This window comes from Brevundimonas sp., assembly GCF_031082345.1.
In the GTDB taxonomy this organism is placed as follows: Bacteria; Pseudomonadota; Alphaproteobacteria; order Caulobacterales; family Caulobacteraceae; genus Brevundimonas.
Genome location: NZ_JAVHLH010000375.1, coordinates 1 through 1,851 on the forward strand (window position 1 = coordinate 1; position 1,851 = coordinate 1,851).

Below are 1,851 nucleotides of genomic sequence, written 5' to 3' on the forward strand. Positions count from 1 at the left end.
CGATGGTCGTCTATGCGGTGCTGGTCTACCCGCATAGACGACCATCGCACCCGCCGCGACGGTCCGCAGACGGCCGGGTCGGCCGAACTGCAGCCCCCCGCTCCTGGCGGCGTGGAGGGTGAACAGCAGCGCCTGAATGACGAACGCGGCTGCGAAGGCGACGGCGATCGGGTTGATCTTGCTGAAGTAGACGCCGTGGTAGACCAGGCCGACCCAGCCCCACATCAGAGCGAGGATGAAACCCGCTGCCCGTCCGGACCGGGCGGGGCCGGGCCGGGCCAGGAACAGCACGGCGAAGGCCATCGGATAGGCGGCGATCGCGGCGGGCCAGCTTGCCGCGTTGTAGGCCGCGAAGACTTCGAAAAATTGTTCGCGCGTGAACGGAAGCATGGTCAGGCCTATAAGGATCGAAAGTCCGCGATCCCGTCCTTGTGGACCTTGCTCCTTCGGCCAGCCGGCGCAAACAGCCAACCATGCTCTATCTCGTCATCAAGGCCGCGCTCTCGGGCATTCTGATCGCCCTCATCTCGGAGGTGGCGAAGCGATATCCCGGTTTCGGCGGTCTGGTCGCGTCCCTCCCTCTGGTGTCGGTGCTCGGCATGATCTGGCTCTGGCGTGATCGGCCCGACGCATCGAACATGGCCGCCCATGCGGAGGCGACCTTCTGGTTCGTGCTGCCGTCCCTGCCGATGTTCCTGGTCATCCCGGCGATGCTCCGCAACGGCGTGGGCTTCTGGGTTTCGCTCGCGGCCGGCTGCCTCCTGACGATCGGGCTCTACGGCCTGATGATCTGGGCCGCGCCCAGGATCGGGCTGCGCCTCTGACGTCCGCCTCCCCCTGCGGTTGCGGACATTCCGTTCAGCCCCTCGCCCCGGCCTTCCGCCCCCGCTAGTCTTCCCCGATGAGCGACGACTCCTACGTCTTCGAGGGCCCGGCCGACGAACCGGCGGCGCCCCGCGACAACAATCCGCCCCAGACGGTCTCGGAGCTGTCCTTCGCCCTCAAGCGCACGCTCGAGGACCGCTTCGGCCATGTCCGGCTGCGCGGCGAGATCTCCAAGGTCAACCGCCACGCCTCGGGCCACGTCTATCTGACGCTCAAGGACGACAAGGCCGCCATCGACGGCGTCGTCTGGAAGGGCTCGGCCCGCGGCCTCGGCGTCCAGCCCGAGACCGGGCTCGAGGTCATCGTCACCGGCAAGATCACCTCCTATCCCGGCCGGTCGTCCTACCAGATCGTCATCGAGACCATGGAGGCCGCCGGCGCCGGCGCCCTGCTGGCCCAGCTGGAACGGCTCAAGGTCAAACTCCAGGGCGAGGGCCTGTTCGACCCGGCCCGCAAGCAGCCGATTCCGACCTTCCCCGCCGTCATCGGCGTCATCACCAGCCCGACCGGGGCGGTGATCCGCGACATCCTGCACCGCATCGCCGAGCGCTGGCCCTGCCGGGTCATCGTCTGGCCGGTCGTGGTCCAGGGCGACGCCGCCTGCGGTCAGGTGGCGAACGCCATCCGCGGCTTCGACGCCATGACCCCCGGCGGCCCCATCCCCCGTCCCGACCTGCTGATCGTCGCCCGCGGCGGCGGCTCGGTCGAGGACCTGTGGTGCTTCAACGACGAGGGTCTGGCCCGCACCGTCGCCGCCGCCCGCATCCCGATCATCTCGGCCGTCGGCCACGAGACCGACACCACCCTGATCGACTTCGTCTCCGACCGCCGCGCCCCGACGCCGACCGGCGCCGCCGAGATCGCCACCCCCGTTCTGGCCGACCTGCGCGCCGCCGTCCTCGACCTCGACCGCCGCCTCGTCCGCGCCGGCGGCCGGCTGATCGAGGAGCGCCGCACCCGGCTGCG

3 protein-coding genes are annotated in these 1,851 nt (G+C 69.8%); 2 read left to right on the forward strand and 1 reads right to left on the reverse strand.

Annotated elements, in window-relative coordinates:
• Window positions 1-390 (reverse strand): DUF6064 family protein (locus RDU12_RS15455; RefSeq protein WP_308685534.1); only part of this gene is annotated, 390 nt, incomplete at its 3' end.
• 83 nt (window positions 391-473) lie between these two features.
• Between RDU12_RS15455 and RDU12_RS15460 the strand changes: the two genes are divergently transcribed.
• The gene (locus RDU12_RS15460) at window positions 474-824 is read left to right on the forward strand and encodes a DUF3147 family protein (protein WP_300293055.1); all 351 of its coding nucleotides are present in this window, start codon (window positions 474-476) and stop codon (window positions 822-824) included.
• A gap of 77 nt (window positions 825-901) precedes the next feature.
• The coding region (gene xseA / locus RDU12_RS15465) for an exodeoxyribonuclease VII large subunit (protein ID WP_308685536.1) at window positions 902-1,851 on the forward strand (950 nt) is incomplete at its 3' end.